The sequence below is a fragment of the Mesorhizobium sp. LNJC391B00 genome, from assembly GCF_000502535.1.
Classification (GTDB): Bacteria; Pseudomonadota; Alphaproteobacteria; order Rhizobiales; family Rhizobiaceae; genus Mesorhizobium.
In genome coordinates this window covers 119,243-136,478 of record NZ_AYWI01000004.1, presented here as the reverse complement: position 1 = coordinate 136,478, position 17,236 = coordinate 119,243, and the positions used below count along the sequence as shown (strand labels likewise).

Here is a 17,236-nt window from a genome sequence, read left to right as displayed (position 1 = left end):
CGTGCTGCGTCTGAATTTCCCTGCCTCGCGCGCGGCGGTGCTCGTCGAAGCGCGGCATCGCTCGAAGGTCGGTTACCACGATTTAGCGATGCCGCTCTGGCGCCTCGATATTAGTAACGAGGGGGCCGATGGCGAAGCGACCGAGATCGACCTTTTCAGCCTTTTGGCGCTGATCCTGGCGGATCCCGACATTGCCGGCCGGGCGACAGCGAAAAGCCGACTGACCTTCCTGCGCCGCAGCCTGGCCAGCATCGCCGCAATCGCTGACGCGACTGCGGCGCGTGGATCGTCGCGGCCCTTCTCCGAAGGCGATCCTGATTTCATCGATGCCGAAAGCGCCCTGCGCTTCGGCCATGCCGTGCATCCGGCGCCGATGAGTCGCGAAGAGTTCACGCACACGGATTCCGCGCGCTTCGGGCATGAATACTGCAATGCGTTCAAACTGCGCTGGTGGGCCGTCGACCCGACCATCCTCACTGGAGGCAGCGTCGAGCCGCTAGATGTCACCGAGATGGTCCGCGGGCTTGCCGCCAGCGATCCGCAGCTGCTTGCTCGGGCTGGCAAGCAACAGGGCAAGGTTCTCGTTCCGATGCATCCGTGGCAGGCCGTACGGCTCATGCTGGAAGACCGCGTCGAGCGCCTGTTTCGCGCCGGTCGTATCGTCGATGTTGGGCTCGGCGGACCAGCGTGGCGGGCCACGACCTCGCTGCGCACGGTTCATTCGTCTGAAGCCGAGTGGATGCTGAAATTCTCGCTCAGCCTGCGCCTGACCAATTCCAGGCGCATCGTCGAGGAGCATGAGTGCCGGCGCGGCCTTTCGGTGCACCGGCTGGTCAAGGGCAAGCTCGGCTATGCCTTGCAGCGGCGCTGCCCGACCATGACGGTGCTGGGTGAGCCCGCCTGGTTCGGCCTGCGTGACGAAGACGGCCGGCTGATGACGGATACCATCGTCTCGTTTCGCGAAAATCCGTTTCGCGGCACGGGCAATCCGCCGGCTGCCGTTCTCGGCGCGCTTTGCGAGCGCCATCCTGGCCGTACCGAAAGCCATCTGTCCGACCTGGTCCACCGTATCGCCCGCGACGAGAAGCGACCTGTCGAGGAAACGGCGCGTTTGTGGTTCGAGCGTTTCCTTCATGCCGCCATCGAGCCGTTTATCGTTGCCTTCTCGGAATTCGGCCTGCTGTTCGGCGCCCATCAGCAGAACCTCGTCGTCGGTCTTTCCGGAGGCTGGCCGAATGCGCTCTATTTTCGCGACTGCCAGGGCACCGGTTATGTCGAGGAATTCCTGCCCAGGCTGCGCGAATTCGTGCCCGAGGCCGGTCAGGCGGGCGATCATGTCTTCCCAGCGGAAGCGGCCGCGAAGCTGTTCGGCTACTATCTGGTCGTCAATGGCGCTTTCGCCGCCGTCGCAGCCCTTGCCGCCGCTGGCCTCACCAACGAAGACGATCTGCTGGCGATATTCCGCCGCTCGCTCGAGCGGCTGGCCGCCACGCCGATGGCTGACCGGTCCTGCGTCGACTATTTGCTCAACGCGCCGACGCTCGCCGCCAAGGGCAATTTCCTGATCGCGCTGCGCGACATCAATGAGAACACCGAAGTGCCCGACCCGCTGGCCGGTTACGTCGAGCTTCCGAACCCCCTGCATGTGAGAGAATACGCATGAACATCGAGGCTGCGAAAAACCGGTCACCCGCCACCGTCGCCGGCAACGAAGGATGGCAGCATCTGGCCTCGGCCGCGGAGCCGCTCGCCATTTGTGCCGGCGATGGCCATGTCAGCCTGGTCAACGCTGAGGGAACAGCGGTGGGACAGGCCCGCATCTCCGACGCGGATGGCCGCCTGCTCATCGACGATGTCGCGTTTATTGGCGGCCGCCTCGACCAACCGCAAATCCTGGCAGGTCTCGTCGACGCCGCGCTGCGCCTGCATCCTTCCTTCGACTGCGCCTTCCTGCCGGCGGCCAAGACGCTGTGGCCAGTTTCGGCGCTGGCCACCGAGACGGTTCCGGGTGGACCGGAACGCGCCGTCATCCATCGCTCGGTCCTGCGCCAGCTGCCGCTGCTGTGGCGCAGCCAGGCCTCGCATGTCACCTATCCGGCATTGATGACCGCTATCGGCCCGCAAGACCGGCTGCCGCCATTGCGCCAACCGCGCCCCAGCGGCCCGATGTACGAACGCTGGATTGCCGAGCTCGGTCTCACCGTGTCGTTGCGTCCGATCGATCGCCGGACCGATCTCGACCTCTTCCATCGCTGGATGAACGATGGCCGTGTCGCCTTCTTCTGGGAACTTGCCCAGAGCCATGAAGAGCTCGACAAATATCTCGCCGAGCAGGAGAGCGATCCGCATATTTTCGGCGTCATCGCCAGCTTCGACGGCGAGCCGACCGGCTATTTCGAGTTCTACTGGGCCAAGGAGGACCGGCTCGGGCCTTATTACGAGCCGCTCGACTGGGATCGCGGCTGGCATGGGCTGATCGGCAATACGCGCCATCTCGGCCGGCCGAAGACGCTGGCTCTGTTCCGTTCCGTCACCCACTATCTGTTCCTCGACGAGCCGCGCACGCAGCGCATCGTCGGCGAGCCACGCGCCGCGCACCAGAAGATGCTGAGCTATTGCGCCGACGCCGCCTACGACAAGGTCAAGGAGTTCGACTTCCCGCACAAGCGCGCGGCGCTGGTCTGCTGCGAACGCGAGCGCTTCTTCCGCGAGGTGCCGCTGTGACGGTGCAGCAACCGATTGCCAAAGCGGAGGAGGCGACACGCTGGGCTGCGATCAACCGCGACGCCGTCGCCAAGGCCATTTCCGAACTGACCTTCGAGGAGTGCCTGTCGCCGCGCGAGCTTTCGCCTGGCCGATGGGAGCTGACGCCCGGCCCCGGCGTGACCTATCGCTTTGCCGCGACGCGGCGCCTGTGGGGCCAGATCGCCGTCCGTCCGGAGGCGCTGACCCGCGACGCCGGCATCGAGCTGCCGGTCGACGATGCGGTCGCCTTCTTCGCCGACGCGCGCGAGACGCTCGGCATGTCGCCGGCAACATTCTGCACCTATGCGAAGGAGCTTTACAACACGCTGATGGCCGACATGCGGATCGCCAAGGCGCGCGGCAATCGACCGGCCGCCGATCTAGCCGCGCTGCCGGATACCGAGTTGCAGGCATTGCTCGACGGCCATCCGAAGGCCCCTGCCAACAAGGGACGGCTCGGCTGGGGACGGGACGACTTCGAGCGCTACGCGCCAGAATCGGCTGCCGCATTCCAGCTCTTCTGGCTTGCCGCCGCCAGCGATCGCTGCCTGCTGGCGCTTGACCGCGGGCTCGACGAAGAGGCGCTGCTGCAGGCCGCACTCGGCGACTACGAGCGCGCAAGGCTCGAAGCGGCTTTCAGCGCCGCCGGGATCTCGCGATCGACGCACAGGCTGCTGCCGGTCCACCCCTGGCAGTGGCAGGCGATGATCGCCTCGCAATATGGTGGCGAGATCGCTGCCGGCCGGCTGGTGCCGCTCGGTCCGTTCGGCGACGCGTTCCTGCCCCTGCAGTCGCTGCGCACTCTTGCCAATGTGGCACGGCCCGAGGCGCTGCACGTCAAGCTGCCGCTGACCGTCCTCAACACCTCAGCGTGGCGCGGCGTGCCGGGCAAATACATGGCGATCGGCGCCGATCTGTCGCGCTGGCTGGCCACGGTGGCGGCCGCGGACCCGGTGCTCAAGGACGTCAAGGTCTTGCAGGAAGTCGCCGGCGCCTTCTATCCGCATCCGCACTACGCCGGCGTTGAAGGCGCGCCCTATCAATTTTGCGAGATGCTGGGCGCCATATGGCGCGAAAGCCCCGAAAAGGATCTGACAGCGGGCCAGCGGCCGATGATGATGGGCGCCCTGCCGCAGCGCGACGCGCATGGCAGGCCGATCGCCAGCGCCCTGATGGAGCAATCCGGCCTTGGTCCGGAGGCATGGCTCGATCGCCTGTTCTCCACGGCCTTCGTGCCGCTCTACCACTTCATGTGCCGTTACGGCGTCGGCTTCATCGCCCATGGCCAGAACGTCACCATCATCCTCGACGGAGCGACGCCTCTCGGCGTGGCGGTCAAGGATTTTCAGGGCGACCTCGACCTCGTCGACCAGCCGTTTCCCGAACTGGCCGGCCTCGACCCCAAAATCCTGTCGACGCTGAAGCGCCGGCCGCCGGCACATCTTCTCCAGCATTTGCAGACGGGACACATCGTCAGCGTTCTGCGCTTCCTTTCCGAGGCGCTGGCCGCCTATGACCGCTTCGACGAGAGGACTTTCTACGCCATCCTGGCCGCCGCCATCCGGCGCTACCAGGCGCAGAACCCGGAGCTGTCGGAACGGTTCGCGCTCTTCGATCTGTTTGCTCCGAAGATCCCACGCATCGCCATCAACAAGGTGCGCTTCGCCATCGGCTACGGCGACAGCGGCGAACGCCCTCTGCCCGACCTTGGCACACCGCTCGACAATCCGCTTAACCCCGAGTCAGCCCGGCGATCTCCGATCAGCCCAGCCAGCTCCATAAGGAGTTCGCCATGACCCATACGCTTGACCTCGCAGGCATCGGCATCGGGCCGTTCAATCTCAGCCTCGCCGCCCATCTCGATGCGGTGGACGGCGTCGAAGCGCGCTTCTTCGATCGGGCGACGCGGCTCGAATGGCACCCGGGTATGATGCTGCCGGGCGTCGAACTGCAGACATCCTTCCTCAAGGATCTCGTCACCGCGACGCATCCGACCAGCCCATGGTCGTTCATGTCCTATCTGGTCGCGCAGAAGCGGTTCTATGAATTCCTCAACGCGGATTTCTCAGCCATCCCGCGGCCGGAATTCGCCCGCTATCTCGGATGGGTCGGCGAGAACTTGTCTTCGCTGCGCTTCGCCAGCGCCGTCGACCGGATCGACTTCGACGGAACGAATTTCAGGCTGCGTATCGGCCGCGAGCAGGTGAACGCGCGCAATCTCGCCATTGCCGTCGGGCTGGTGCCCAACATCCCCGCCTGGGCGCGGGGGGCGGCCTCCGATCAATGCTTCCACAACGCCCAGGCCGCCAACCGCCTCGATCGCCTGAGCGGACAGCGTGTCGCCGTGATCGGCGGTGGCCAGAGCGGCGCCGAAGTGCTTCTGCATCTGATCTCCTCCGACCGCTTCGCCGGCCGCGAAATCGAGTGGATCTCGATGCGGCCGAATTTCCTGCCACTGGACGACTCGCCTTTCACCGACGAACTCTTCACGCCGGGCTATGTCGAAAGCTTCCATCGGCTGCCGCAAGGGCGGCGTGAGACGATCCTGGAACAGCAACTGCTTGCCGGTGACGGCGCATCGACGAGCACACTGAAGGCGATCTATCGCCAGCTTTACACGCTGCGGCACCTCTCGGAGGAAACGACGGCGGTCAACATGACGCCGCACCGCGAAGTGCTGAACGTGACGCGGGAAGGCAGCGAATACCGGCTGATCATGCGCAACGGCTTCGACGGCGCCATCGAGACGCGCACCGTCGATGCGGTGGTTCTGGCCACCGGCTATGCCTTTGCCATTCCTGATTGCATGGCGCCGCTCATGAACAGGATCGCGCCGGACGAGCGCGGTCATTACAGGCTCAACGCCAGCTTCGAGGTCGAATGGGACGGGCCCGACGACCGCCGGATCTACGCGCTCAATGCCGGCCGGCTCAGCCATGGCATAGCCGAGCCGCAGCTCAGCCTGATGGCTTGGCGCAGCGCCAAGATCGTCAATTCGATGCTCGGGCGGGCACAGTTCGATCTCGATCTGCCCGGTCCGCCGGTTGCCTGGAGTTCAAGGCACACGACACAAAGCCTGCATCATCTCGGCGCCAATGCGAGGATGACCGAATCGGGCGCGCGGTGATGTTTGTGGAGGCGGGCCGAAGAGCGTGGTACGGCGCGCGTTAAGATTGACATCGACCCGTAAAGCTTTTCTGTGAGAGAGATCGTTCGGTCCTGCTGGAGGCTCAGCGCATGAAAACCCTTGGCCTCATCGGCGGCATGAGCTGGGAATCGACGGCGATCTATTATCGCCTGCTCAACGAGATCGTGCGCGAGCGGCTGAGCGGGCTGCATTCGGCAAAGCTGTTGCTCTATTCCTTCGACTTCGCCGAAATCGCCGACCGGCAGCATCATGGCGACTGGGACAGTGCGGGCGTGCTGCTGTCGGATGCGGCGCGCAAGCTGGAGGCGGGCGGCGCAGAGGGGCTTTTGATCTGCACCAACACCATGCACAAGCTCGCCGACCGGGTGCAGGCGGCGGTGTCGATCCCGCTTATCCACATTGCCGACGCCACGGCCGTCGCGGTCAAGGGCGCCGGCGTCAAGCGGCCGGCGCTGCTGGCGACCCGCTTCACCATGGAGCAGGATTTCTACAAGGGCCGGCTGACGGAGAAATACGGGCTGCAGCCCGTGGTGCCGAACCAGGCCGGGCGCGACATGGTGCACCAGGTAATCTACGACGAGCTCTGCCGGGGCATCGTCAGCGCGGCATCGAAGGCGGCCTATATCGACGAGGTCGCCCGTCTGCGGCGCGATGAGAAGATCGATGGCGTCATCATGGGCTGCACCGAGATCACCATGTTGATTGGCGAGCGCGATTTCGACATTCCGGTGTTCGACACCACGCGCATCCATGCCGAGGCGGCGGTCGCATTCATGCTGCCCTGAAGGGCCAAAACAGGGATCAGGGCTGGGCGGCCACGGCGACATTGCCGCTGCCGACAACTTTCAGCTTCCATCGATCTGCTTCCGTGCCGGCCAGATTGAGGTGCCTGGTCAGGAAATAAGGGCGATCGGTGTTGGGGCCTTTGGCTGGGCAAAACCGGTCCTGCAGATAGGAGGGAGGCGTCGCCTGACAATACAGGTTGGCCACGATGCTGGCCGGACGCGCGCGCGGGCTAAACAGCCTTCCGCTCCTTCACGAATTGCGTGCCAAAACTGCCGCGCGCTTGACTTCTTTTTGCAGCGACATTCAATACATCCGGCATTGCTGTGAGGGGATGAAAGCAAGATGGAATTTGCGTTTCCGTGGCCGACCAGCCAGGGCGAATGGCTGGCTTGGTCCAGCGCCGTCGTCACCTTGGCGCTCGGTCTGCTGTTTTTCCTCGCGCCAGGGCTGGCATTTCGGATTCTGCGGCTGCAGGTCCGGCCCGAAAGGGGAGCGGCAATCGCGGAAGGGCGCGGCCGCATGTCGGGCTTCTATCTCGGCGTCAGCCTGTGCTGCATTCTGTTGGCGCAGCCGTGGCTCTATATGGCACTCGGCTTTTCCTGGCTGTTCACCGCTTTTGGCCGTTTGCTGTCGATGATGTCGGACGGCGCCAACACGCCTTTCAACTGGGCGTCGATCGTCGTCGAACTCGTCCTGGCCGCGTTGCCGCTTGCCTTCGTCTTCGGCTTTCTGCCCTGAATCGGCAGCCAATCCAAAGGCTTCAGTTGAACTCTGCGGCCGGATGCGACAATAGTGCCCGAAAAGCATGCGGGACGACGCATTGCGGTCTTAAAATGCCTGTGCTAGACGGCAATCGACTTTCGGCCGGGGATAGCGGAAGCCGCGCCTCCGTGCTTGGAAAAACTTAGTAAGGTCAAAGATTTAGCCAGAGTTTTTGCTCGCGCCAACAATCTGCGGCCCCTCAGACAAGAGAAAAGACGGTCCGTGGCTCAATCGTCATCGCCAATCTCAGGTGTCGCAGAACGCTACGCGGGTTCGCTGTTCGAACTTGCGCGGCAGTCGAATTCGGTGGCCAAGGTCGAGGCCGACCTCAACAGTTTCGCCAAGATGCTGGATGACAGCGCCGACCTGACGCGCCTCATCAACAGCCCGGTGTTCTCCAGCGAGGACCAGGCCAAGGCAATCGCGTCGATCGCCGACAAAGCCGGCATCACCGGCCTGACCGGCAATTTTCTGCGCGTCGTCGCCCGCAACCGCCGGCTCTTCGCGGTGCCCGGCATGATCAAGGCTTTTCGCAAGATCGCCGCCGAACAGCGCGGTGAGACATCAGCCGAGGTCACTTCGGCGCATGAACTGACGGCTGCCCAGCAGACCGAACTCAAGGCCGCGCTGAAAGGCGTCGCCGGCAAGGACGTGGCCATCACTGTTACCGTCGATCCGTCGCTGCTCGGCGGGCTGGTGGTCAAGATGGGCTCGCGCCAGATCGATACGTCGCTCAAAACCAAACTCAATTCGCTCAAGCTTGCACTGAAAGAGGTCGGCTGATGGACATCCGCGCCGCGGAAATTTCCGCAATTCTCAAAGACCAGATCAAGAATTTCGGCAAGGAGGCCGAGGTCTCCGAAGTCGGCCAGGTGCTGTCCGTCGGTGACGGTATCGCTCGCGTCTACGGCCTCGACAATGTCCAGGCCGGCGAAATGGTCGAATTCCCCGGCGGCATCCGCGGCATGGCGCTCAACCTCGAAGCCGACAATGTCGGCGTCGTCATCTTCGGCGCCGACCGCGACATCAAGGAAGGCGACATCGTCAAACGCACCGGCGCCATCGTCGATACGCCTGTCGGCATGGGCCTGCTCGGCCGCGTCGTCGACGCGCTCGGGAATCCGATCGACGGCAAGGGCCCGATCAAGGCGACCGAACGCAAACGCGTCGACGTCAAGGCGCCAGGCATCATCCCGCGCAAGTCGGTCAACGAGCCGATGTCGACCGGCCTCAAGGCCATCGATGCGCTGATCCCGGTTGGCCGCGGCCAGCGCGAGCTGGTCATCGGCGATCGCCAGACCGGCAAGACCGCGATCATCCTCGACACGATGCTCAACCAGAAGGCCGTGCACGACAACGGGCCAGAAAAGGAAAAGCTCTACTGCGTCTACGTCGCCATCGGGCAGAAGCGCTCGACGGTCGCGCAGTTCGTGAAGGTTCTCGAAGAGCGCGGCGCGCTTGAATATTCGATCATCGTCGCCGCCACCGCTTCCGATCCGGCGCCGATGCAGTTCCTGGCGCCGTTCACCGGCGCCACCATGGGCGAATATTTCCGCGACAACGGCATGCATGCGCTGATCAGCTATGACGATCTGTCGAAGCAGGCCGTCGCCTATCGCCAGATGTCGCTCTTGCTGCGCCGCCCGCCGGGTCGCGAAGCCTATCCGGGCGACGTGTTCTACCTGCATTCGCGCCTGCTCGAGCGCGCCGCCAAGCTCAACGACGATCTGGGTGGCGGTTCGCTGACCGCGCTGCCGATCATCGAGACGCAGGCCAACGACGTGTCGGCCTACATCCCGACCAACGTGATCTCGATCACCGACGGCCAGATCTTCCTCGAAACCAACCTGTTCTTCCAGGGCATCCGTCCGGCGGTCAACGTCGGCCTGTCGGTGTCGCGCGTCGGTTCGTCGGCGCAAATCAAGGCGATGAAGCAGGTCGCCGGCTCGATCAAGGGCGAGCTCGCGCAGTACCGCGAAATGGCTGCGTTCGCGCAGTTCGGCTCCGATCTCGACGCCGCCACGCAGCGCCTGCTCAACCGCGGCTCGCGCCTGACCGAACTGTTGAAGCAGCCGCAGTTCTCGCCCCTCAAGGTCGAGGAGCAGGTCACGGTGATCTTCGCCGGCGTCAACGGCTATCTCGACAAGCTGGCGCTGAACCAGGTCGGCAAGTTCGAGCACGGCCTGCTCAGCCATATGCGCTCGGCCGGCAAGGACGTGCTGGACGGCATCCGCAAGGAAAAGGCGCTGTCGGACGATCTGCGCGCCAAGCTGAAGGCCGAGATCGACGCCTTCGCCAAGACCTTCGCTTGAGAAGAAGCCGGACGCTCGGGATCAGGTTTGAAGCATGCCTTCATTAAAAGACCTTCGTAACCGTATCGCCTCGGTCAAGGCGACGCAGAAGATCACCAAGGCGATGCAGATGGTCGCCGCGGCGAAGCTGCGCCGCGCGCAGGAAGCAGCGGAGGCGGCGCGTCCCTATTCCGAGCGGATGGGTGCGGTGCTGGCCAATATCACGCAGGCGATCGGCGGCGGCGGCGATGCCCCGGCGCTGATGACCGGCACCGGCAAGGACGATGTGCATCTGCTCGTCGTCTGCACCGCCGAGCGCGGCCTGTGCGGCGGCTTCAACTCGCAGATCGCACGTCTGGCCCGCGACCATATCCGCCGGCTTCTGGCCGACGGCAAGCAGGTCAAGATCATCTGCGTCGGCAAGAAGGGTTTCGACATTCTGCGCCGAGACTATGCCTCGCTGATTATCGACCGCGTCGACCTGCGCGATGTCAAGAAGCTCGGCTTCGTCAATGCCGATGCGATCGCCCGTAAGATCATCCATCTGTTCGGCGAAGGCGGCTTCGATATCTGCACGCTGTTTTATTCGCAGTTCAAGTCGGTGATCAGCCAGATTCCGACCGCGCAGCAGATCATTCCTGCCGGCGTGGCTTCCGCTCCCGCCGAAGCGACCGCCGGTGGCAATGCCGTCTACGAATACGAGCCGGAGCCGGGCGAGATCCTCACCGACCTCATTCCGCGCAACATCTCGGTCCAGGTCTTCCGCGCGCTGCTCGAAAACGCAGCCGGCGAGATGGGCGCCAAAATGAGCGCCATGGACAATGCAACGCGCAATGCCGGCGACATGATCAACAAACTGTCGATCACCTATAACCGCCAGCGGCAGGCGCAGATCACCAAGGAACTGATCGAAATCATTTCGGGCGCCGAAGCGCTCTAGGCGCGACCGCCAGGAGGTCATCGACCTTCTGATGGAGCGTGAGAAACAAAGGACGAGAAGGGTAAAGACGATGGCGAAAGCAGCGACCCCCGCGAAGACGGCCCCCAAGGCGGCCGCAAAGGCTCCGGCAGCAGCGGCGAAGGCCGCTCCGGCCAAGAAGGCGGCCGCGCCCGCCAAGGCCGCGGCCCCGGCAGTGAAGACGACGAGCGTTGCCGTCAAGAAGACCGGCGCCATCGGCAAGGTTCGCCAGGTCATCGGCGCCGTCGTCGACGTGCAGTTCGGCGATCATCTGCCGGCCATTTTGAACGCCATCGAAACCTCCAATGTCGGCAACCGCCTGGTGCTCGAAGTTGCCCAGCATCTGGGCGAAAACACCGTGCGCTGTATCGCCATGGATTCCACCGAAGGCCTGGTTCGCGGCCAGGACGTCTATGACACCGGCGCGCCGATCACCGTTCCGGTCGGCCCGGGCATGCTCGGCCGCATCATCAACGTCATCGGCGAGCCGGTCGACGAAGAAGGCCCGGTCGACGGCATCGAGATGCGCGCCATCCACCAGCCGGCGCCTACCTATGTCGAACAGTCGACGGAAGCGCAGATCCTGATCACCGGCATCAAGGTGCTCGACCTTCTGGCGCCCTACGCCCGCGGAGGCAAGATCGGCCTGTTCGGCGGCGCCGGCGTCGGCAAGACGGTTCTGATCCAGGAGCTGATCAACAACGTCGCCAAGGCGCATGGCGGCTTCTCGGTCTTCGCCGGCGTCGGCGAGCGCACCCGCGAGGGCAACGATCTTTATCACGAGTTCATCGAGTCCGGCGTCAACAAGAAGGGCGGCGGCGAAGGCTCCAAGGCGGCACTGGTCTATGGCCAGATGAACGAGCCGCCGGGCGCGCGTGCCCGCGTCGGCCTGACCGGCCTGACGGTCGCCGAATATTTCCGCGACCAGGGCCAGGACGTACTGTTCTTCGTCGACAACATCTTCCGCTTCACGCAGGCCGGTTCTGAAGTGTCGGCGCTGCTCGGCCGTATTCCTTCGGCCGTGGGTTACCAGCCAACGCTGGCCACCGACATGGGTGCGCTGCAGGAACGCATCACCACAACGACCAAGGGTTCGATCACTTCGGTGCAGGCGATCTACGTGCCGGCCGACGATTTGACCGACCCGGCGCCTGCGACCTCGTTCGCCCACCTGGACGCGACGACCGTGCTCAACCGCGCGATCTCGGAAAAGGGCATCTACCCCGCCGTCGATCCGCTCGACTCGACCTCGCGCATGCTCGATCCGCTGGTCGTCGGCGAGGAGCACTATGCCGTCGCCCGCCAGGTGCAGTCGATCCTCCAGCGCTATAAGTCGCTGCAGGACATTATCGCCATCCTTGGCATGGATGAGCTGTCGGAAGAGGACAAGCAGACGGTGGCCCGCGCCCGCAAGATCGAGCGCTTCCTGTCGCAGCCGTTCTTCGTCGCCGAAGTGTTTACGGGTGCGCCGGGCAAGCTGGTCGACCTCGCCGACACAATCAAGGGCTTCAAGGGCCTCTGTAACGGCGACTACGATCACCTGCCGGAAGCCGCCTTCTACATGGTCGGCGGCATCGACGAAGCGGTCGAGAAGGCTCAGCGCCTGGCGGCTGAAGCAGCGTAATCAAGGCAATAGGGAGTAGTCAGTAGTCAGTAGTGAATAGCGGCCGGGTGATCAGGACAGCTGTCCTCTCCCTACTCCCTACTCACTATTCCCTACTCACTAAATTGACATGGCTGAAGCTTTCAAGTTCGAACTGGTCTCGCCGGAGCGCCTCCTGGTTTCCGAGCAGGTCGAGTCCGTCGTCATTCCAGGCGCCGAAGGTGAAATGACAGTCATGGCGCACCATGCGCCGGTCATGACCACGATCAAGCCGGGCGTCGTCACGCTGAAGACCGCCGGCGGCAAGGAAGAGCGCTATGTGGTGTTCGGCGGCTTTGCCGACATCGTTCCGGCCGGTTGCACGCTGCTGGCCGAATCGGCGGTTGCTGTCGGCGATATCGACCGCGCCGATCTCGCCCGCCGCATCCAGGAAGCCAAGGAAGACGCCGCCGACGCCAAGGACGATCAGTCCCGCAGCAAGGCGGAGCAGTTCCTTAGCCAGCTTACCACGCTCGAAGGCGCGCTGCTGCCGGCGTAAGCCGCAGAATGACTTGAAGAAAAGGCCGGGCTCAGCCCGGCTTTTTTGTTGCGGCCGCCATCCTGGATCGTCTCGCATAGGCGCAGGGCCTTGGCGGGATTTCAGGGCGGGCAGCCAGCATGATCAGATCGGGTGGCGGCATGCCGGCTGCCAGTCAGGGCGAGATGAGCTTGTATTAGGCGATGGCGCCGGCGGAACCGCGATTTGGCTGCGGCGGTACAGTCGGATCGGGGCTTGCCCCTGCTTTCTGGTTGTTCGACAGTCCGGCTGTCTATCGATTTGGGGTGGCCGATGACGGAACAGACAACGCAACCGGAAGCGGCCTCGCGATCCCGGTGGACGACGGCGCTGATCGCGGCCTTTGGCGGTCCGTTCGGCGGGTTCCTTTGGATCGGCGCCGGCCGGCCGGCGGTTGCCAGCCTGGTGGTGATCAGCGCCATAAGCATTGCGCTGACATATGAGGGATTCCCGGTTCTGCCGGGGGTCGATCTCGCCTGGCTGGTGGATCTCTCCAGTTTAGGTCTCATGGTCCTGTGGGTAGCGCTCGTCGTGCCTTTCGCGTCACGATACAGACCGAACCGGTGGTATTCACACGGCCTTTCGGTGCTGCTGTTGGCCGTGCTGACCTCCTACGGAGCCGCGTTAGCGATCCGCACATTCCTCTTCCAGCCGTTTTCGACCCCGGCAGGCAGCATGACACCAACGCTGGAACTCGGCGACTATTTCTTCGTCTCGAAGTTTGCCTATGGTTACAGCCGCTACAGTGTTCCTCTTGGGCTGCTGCCCTTCGAAGGCCGGATCTTTGCCGCCGAGCCGAAGCGCGGAGATATTGTGGTGTTCAAATTTCCAGCGGATCCGAGCATCGACTACGTCAAGCGGGTCGTTGGACTGCCGGGCGACAAAATCCAGATGGTCGACGGAATCCTTCGCATCAATGGTGTGGCGGTCAAACTCGAGGATGTTGGTCCGTACAGCTCCGAGGACTCTCCCCAAAGCGCCAGACTGCAACGTGAAACCCTCCCCAACGGCGTTTCCTATTCCGTCATCAGTCTTACGGACAATTCAACAACCGACAACACACGGGTGTTCGACGTGCCCGAAGGCCACTATTTCGCGCTTGGCGACAACAGGGATAATTCCTCCGATAGCCGGCTCAGTGTCGGCTTCGTTCCTGCCGAAAACCTGGTCGGCAAGGCAGTGCGACTGTTCTGGAATTCGCAAGGCACGGAGTATTCGTCGCGGCAGAGGCTGGACGCTCCGGCGGGACAATAGGCTTGAAATGGGCGGTTCCGGACCAGCTTCAGCCTACGTTTGTCGGCTCCGGTATGCCGAGCGCTGAGAGCGCAAGCACGATCCCGCCTTGCAGGATATGCTCGCGATGAGCGGCGACCAGTTCGATCAGCGTCTGCCGCTCGGGCTTGCCACTGGCGAAGCCGGCCCAGTCGAACACCGCCGCTACTCGTTCCAGCATCCGTCGTTCGTCGAGCGCCGCCAGCGCCGCGTCGAGCGGATCGGTAAAGTGGGCTTCCGGCAGGTCCTTGCCGCGCGCCTCGCAGGCGGCGATCCAGGCGGCGATCACCAGCGTCAGATGCTCCGGGACCAGGCCGGCCTGGATGCACTCGATGGCGGTAGCGACAATGCGCTGCGGCAATTTCTGGCTGCCGTCATTGGCGATCTGCGCGGTGCGGTGGGCCAGCGCGGTGTTGGAGAAACGTTCGGCAAGTTCGGCCGTATAGGCTGACGTGTCGAGCCCGGCATCCCCAGGCAATGTCGGGATGGCCTCGGCCCAGAGCCGGTCGACGAACGCGCGGATCGCGGGATCCGCGAAGGCGCGGTCGACGGTGACGTGGCCGCTGAGCAGGCCGATATAGGCGATGCCCGAATGGGCGCCGTTGAGCAGCCGAAGCTTCATGTCCTCGAACGGCCGGACATCCTCGACCATGGTGACGCCGAATTTCTCCCAGGCCGGGCGGCCGGCTGGAAACCTGTTTTCGATCACCCATTGCCGGAACGGTTCGGTCATCACCGGCCAGGCGTCCTCGAGGCCGAGTTCGACCGCGATGCGCGCCCGGTCGGCATCGGTGGTTGCCGGCACGATGCGGTCGACCATGCTCGATGGGAATGCAACGTCATCGGCTATATGACCGGCGAGGGCAGCGTCGCCTGAAGCAGCAGCGCCGGCATCGCGCAGTTTTGCAAACCCGACCAGCAGCCGGTGCAGCGTGGCGCCATTGGCCGGAAGGTTGTCGCAGCACAGCACGGTGAAGGGCGGCGTGCCGGCGGCCCGGCGTCGCACCAGCGCTTCCGCCAGGAATCCATGCGCTGTCCTGGGAGATCCGGGATTGCCCAGATCGTGGACGATATCGGGATGGTTTTCGTCGAGGCTGCCGTCGGCGGCCCTGAGATAGGCCTTTTCGGTGATGGTCAGGGTGACGATGCGGGTGCGCGGGTCGGTCAGCGCGGCCAGCACCGCGCCGGGGTCTTCCGGCGCGACCAGCATCGACTGGATCGAGCCGATAATGTGCAGCGCTTCGCCATCGCTGCCGCGCACCGCCAGCGTGTAGAGCCCGTCCTGTGGCGTCAGCGCATGGCGCGTGTCGGGGCTGCGCAGCGAGACGCCGACAATGCCCCAGCCGGTCTCGCCGGCCGCTAGGCAGTCATCGACATAGGCGGCCTGATGGGCACGGTGGAAGGCTCCAACGCCGAGATGGACGATGCCTGGGGCGACACTGGCGCGATCATAGGGGGGGACCGCGACCGAGGCCGGCAAGGATTGCACTGTTGCGTTGGAAAGGCGTCTGCTGGTCATGGCGCGGCTTGTCGCTGGATGGTGAGCGGGGCGGGATCTGCTAGCGGCCTAACATCCGCTCTTCCGCCGCACAATGACCTGACGCCGGTTAAAAGTCATCATACAACAATCCAGTTTTTGTATGTTGACATTATTTCTTTCCAATCCTACCGATATCGCCCCTGGGAGGAACGACGTGGCGGGACTGACCGATCCGGATCTGCTTTTTGCCGCCGAAGGGCGCGCGCTGTCGATCGCGCGCGATCTCCATGCCGGCATCAAGGACCTGCCGATCATCAGCCCGCACGGCCACACCGATCCGCGTTGGTATGCGCTCAACGAGCCATTCCCCGATCCCGCGCAATTGCTGGTGGTGCCCGACCACTACATTTTCCGTATGCTGTTCAGCCAGGGCGTGCGGCTGGAAGATCTCGGCGTCCCGACCCTCGACGGCTCGCCGGTCGAGACCGATCCCAGGGCGATCTGGCGGCGCTTCGCCGAGCACTATTACCTCTTCCGCGGCACGCCGACGCGGTTGTGGCTCGACCATGTGCTCGAGCATCTGTTCGGCATCGAAGAGCCGCTCAACGCCAGCACCGCTAGCCGCCATTACGACACCATCGCGGCGCTTTTGCAGCGCGACGATTATCGCCCACGCGCGCTGTTCGAGCGCTTCAACATCGAGGTCATCGCGACGACCGAGGGCGCACTCGACGATCTCCAATGGCACAAGACGATCCGCGACAGCGGCTGGCAGGGCCGCGTCATCACTGCCTACAGGCCGGATGCCGTCGTCGATCCCGACTTCGAAGGATTTTCGGCCAATCTCGATCGTCTGGGCGAGATCACCGGCTGCGACACCGGCACATGGGCCGGCTATCTCGACGCGCATCGCAATCGCCGCGCTTTCTTCAAAAGCTTCGGCGCAACCTCATCGGACCACGGCCATCCGACGGCCGAGACCGCCAATCTTTCCGATGCGGCGGCGGAAGAGCTGTTCAACCCCATCCGCCGCGGCTCGGACGACGAGCGCGAGCGCAAGCTGTTTCGCGCCCAGATGCTGACCGAGATGGCCAAGATGAGCCGCGACGACGGGCTGGTCATGCAGATCCATCCCGGCTCATGGCGCAACCATTCGCCCGGAATTCTTCAGAGATTCGGCCGCGACAAAGGCTTCGATATTCCGACCCGCACCGACTATGCCGCGGCGCTCAAACCCTTGCTCGACTGCGTCGGGCTGGAGCGCGACCTCTCCATCATTCTGTTCACGCTCGACGAGACCAGCTACGCGCGCGAACTGGCGCCGCTGGCCGGCGTCTATCCGGCGTTGAAGCTCGGGCCGGCCTGGTGGTTCCACGACAGTCCGGAAGGCATGCGCCGGTTCCGCGAGATGACCACCGAGACCGCCGGCTTCTACAACACCGTCGGCTTCAACGATGACACCCGTGCCTTTCCGTCGATTCCCGCCCGTCACGATGTGGCGCGCCGGGTTGACTGCGCCTTTCTCGCCCGTCTCGTCGCCGAGCACCGGCTGCGTGAGGACGAGGCGCATGAGCTGGCGCGGGAGCTTGCCTACACGCTTGCCAAGAAGGCGTACCGGCTGTGAGCCGGGCGCGT

At 64.1% G+C, this 17,236-nt stretch carries 15 protein-coding genes; 13 read left to right on the top strand and 2 right to left on the bottom strand.

Annotated features, from left to right (window positions below):
• Position 1 precedes the first annotated feature (1 nt).
• The 5 genes from X750_RS153125 to X750_RS153140 all read left to right on the top strand — a co-directional run bounded on the left by X750_RS153125 (position 2) and on the right by X750_RS153140 (position 6,678).
• Positions 2-1,663, top strand: a complete 1,662-nt coding sequence (locus X750_RS153125; protein ID WP_245271832.1) for an IucA/IucC family protein — start codon at positions 2-4, stop codon at positions 1,661-1,663.
• The gene (locus tag X750_RS0132590) at positions 1,660-2,724 is read left to right on the top strand and encodes a GNAT family N-acetyltransferase (protein WP_031242780.1); all 1,065 of its coding nucleotides are present in this window, start codon (positions 1,660-1,662) and stop codon (positions 2,722-2,724) included. The genes X750_RS153125 and X750_RS0132590 overlap by 4 nt, the downstream gene beginning before the upstream one ends.
• A complete protein-coding gene (locus X750_RS153130) occupies positions 2,721-4,541 on the top strand; it encodes an IucA/IucC family siderophore biosynthesis protein (protein ID WP_050588761.1) in 1,821 nt (606 codons plus the stop codon). Before X750_RS0132590 ends, X750_RS153130 begins: the two co-directional genes overlap by 4 nt.
• Complete coding sequence (locus X750_RS153135) at positions 4,538-5,872, top strand: SidA/IucD/PvdA family monooxygenase (RefSeq protein WP_023747313.1); 1,335 nt, start codon at positions 4,538-4,540, stop codon at positions 5,870-5,872. Before X750_RS153130 ends, X750_RS153135 begins: the two co-directional genes overlap by 4 nt.
• 110 nt (positions 5,873-5,982) lie before the next feature.
• Positions 5,983-6,678, top strand: a complete 696-nt coding sequence (locus X750_RS153140) for an aspartate/glutamate racemase family protein (protein WP_023747312.1) — start codon at positions 5,983-5,985, stop codon at positions 6,676-6,678.
• A gap of 16 nt (positions 6,679-6,694) precedes the next feature.
• Here the strand turns inward: X750_RS153140 and X750_RS153145 are convergent, their stop codons facing one another.
• Positions 6,695-6,883 carry a hypothetical protein gene (locus X750_RS153145; protein WP_023747311.1) on the bottom strand — a complete coding sequence of 63 codons (189 nt, stop codon included), beginning with the start codon at positions 6,881-6,883 and terminating at the stop codon, positions 6,695-6,697.
• A 138-nt stretch (positions 6,884-7,021) separates the two neighbouring features.
• Between X750_RS153145 and X750_RS153150 the strand changes: the two genes are divergently transcribed.
• The 7 genes from X750_RS153150 to lepB all read left to right on the top strand — a co-directional run bounded on the left by X750_RS153150 (position 7,022) and on the right by lepB (position 14,103).
• Positions 7,022-7,417 (top strand): DUF4345 family protein, encoded by a 396-nt coding sequence (locus tag X750_RS153150; RefSeq protein WP_023736848.1) that lies wholly within the window; start codon positions 7,022-7,024, stop codon positions 7,415-7,417.
• A gap of 246 nt (positions 7,418-7,663) precedes the next feature.
• A complete protein-coding gene (locus X750_RS153155; RefSeq protein WP_023684100.1) occupies positions 7,664-8,224 on the top strand; it encodes a F0F1 ATP synthase subunit delta in 561 nt (186 codons plus the stop codon).
• Positions 8,224-9,753, top strand: coding sequence for a F0F1 ATP synthase subunit alpha (atpA, locus tag X750_RS153160; RefSeq protein ID WP_023684101.1), 1,530 nt, complete (start codon positions 8,224-8,226; stop codon positions 9,751-9,753). The genes X750_RS153155 and atpA overlap by 1 nt, the downstream gene beginning before the upstream one ends.
• Before the next feature lie 34 nt (positions 9,754-9,787).
• Positions 9,788-10,672, top strand: a complete 885-nt coding sequence (locus X750_RS153165) for a F0F1 ATP synthase subunit gamma (protein ID WP_023668672.1) — start codon at positions 9,788-9,790, stop codon at positions 10,670-10,672.
• 70 nt (positions 10,673-10,742) lie between these two features.
• Complete coding sequence (atpD, locus tag X750_RS153170; RefSeq protein WP_023698224.1) at positions 10,743-12,314, top strand: F0F1 ATP synthase subunit beta; 1,572 nt, start codon at positions 10,743-10,745, stop codon at positions 12,312-12,314.
• Positions 12,315-12,423: 109 nt separating this feature from the next.
• Entirely contained in the window at positions 12,424-12,831 is a 408-nt protein-coding gene (locus X750_RS153175) for a F0F1 ATP synthase subunit epsilon (RefSeq protein ID WP_023668674.1), read from the top strand.
• Between the two features lie 525 nt (positions 12,832-13,356).
• Positions 13,357-14,103: a signal peptidase I gene (lepB, locus tag X750_RS19035; protein WP_032886549.1), complete on the top strand. Its 747-nt coding sequence runs from the start codon at positions 13,357-13,359 to the stop codon at positions 14,101-14,103.
• Between the two features lie 28 nt (positions 14,104-14,131).
• On the opposite strand, the gene X750_RS153180 is transcribed toward lepB, so the two are convergent.
• Positions 14,132-15,640, bottom strand: a complete 1,509-nt coding sequence (locus tag X750_RS153180; RefSeq protein WP_023715908.1) for a mannitol dehydrogenase family protein — start codon at positions 15,638-15,640, stop codon at positions 14,132-14,134.
• Between the two features lie 175 nt (positions 15,641-15,815).
• Between X750_RS153180 and uxaC the strand changes: the two genes are divergently transcribed.
• Positions 15,816-17,225 carry a glucuronate isomerase gene (gene uxaC, locus X750_RS153185; protein ID WP_023747310.1) on the top strand — a complete coding sequence of 470 codons (1,410 nt, stop codon included), beginning with the start codon at positions 15,816-15,818 and terminating at the stop codon, positions 17,223-17,225.
• Positions 17,226-17,236: the final 11 nt, after the last annotated feature.

What these genes read in the sequence shown, in the direction of transcription:
- X750_RS0132590 (WP_031242780.1), top strand. Translation starts at nt 1,660, where the DNA reads ATGAACATCGAGGCTGCGAAAAACCGGTCACCCGCCACCGTCGCCGGC.
- X750_RS153135 (WP_023747313.1), top strand. Translation starts at nt 4,538, where the DNA reads ATGACCCATACGCTTGACCTCGCAGGCATCGGCATCGGGCCGTTCAAT.
- X750_RS153140 (WP_023747312.1), top strand. Translation starts at nt 5,983, where the DNA reads ATGAAAACCCTTGGCCTCATCGGCGGCATGAGCTGGGAATCGACGGCG.
- X750_RS153150 (WP_023736848.1), top strand. Translation starts at nt 7,022, where the DNA reads ATGGAATTTGCGTTTCCGTGGCCGACCAGCCAGGGCGAATGGCTGGCT.
- atpA (WP_023684101.1), top strand. Translation starts at nt 8,224, where the DNA reads ATGGACATCCGCGCCGCGGAAATTTCCGCAATTCTCAAAGACCAGATC.
- X750_RS153165 (WP_023668672.1), top strand. Translation starts at nt 9,788, where the DNA reads ATGCCTTCATTAAAAGACCTTCGTAACCGTATCGCCTCGGTCAAGGCG.
- atpD (WP_023698224.1), top strand. Translation starts at nt 10,743, where the DNA reads ATGGCGAAAGCAGCGACCCCCGCGAAGACGGCCCCCAAGGCGGCCGCA.
- X750_RS153175 (WP_023668674.1), top strand. Translation starts at nt 12,424, where the DNA reads ATGGCTGAAGCTTTCAAGTTCGAACTGGTCTCGCCGGAGCGCCTCCTG.
- lepB (WP_032886549.1), top strand. Translation starts at nt 13,357, where the DNA reads ATGGTCCTGTGGGTAGCGCTCGTCGTGCCTTTCGCGTCACGATACAGA.
- X750_RS153180 (WP_023715908.1), bottom strand. Translation starts at nt 15,640, where the DNA reads ATGACCAGCAGACGCCTTTCCAACGCAACAGTGCAATCCTTGCCGGCC.